The organism is Salmonella sp. SAL4457 (assembly GCF_046548235.1).
Taxonomy (GTDB): Bacteria; Pseudomonadota; Gammaproteobacteria; order Enterobacterales; family Enterobacteriaceae; genus Salmonella; species Salmonella enterica.
The window spans coordinates 1-229 of sequence record NZ_JBGDZO010001496.1; the positions used below are offsets into that span (position 1 = coordinate 1).

A 229-nucleotide genomic window follows, 5' to 3' on the forward strand; every position below is an offset into this window, starting at 1 on the left:
CTCATCGCCAGGGCGGCGAAGGCGCCGCACTCCTCGCCTTCCTGCAAGGCCCGCGAAGTGCCTACCGCGTGGGCCGTCATGCCCAGCGCCATGCCCTGCGCGGCGGGGTGCCGGACGCCGATGGCGCTCAGCAGCTCCGGCCCGAGGATCGCCCCGAGCACCCCGGTGATCAGTACGAACACGGCGGCCAGCGCCGCCACGCCGCCGATCTGGCTGGCCACCAGCATGG

The 229-nt window shown here is 74.2% G+C and carries 1 protein-coding gene; it reads right to left on the minus strand.

What is annotated here, in order from left to right; genetic code table 11:
- Positions 1 to 229, minus strand: a 229-nt coding sequence (locus ACLJNW_RS29185) for an LrgB family protein (RefSeq protein ID WP_410962165.1), incomplete at both ends; no start/stop codon positions are given.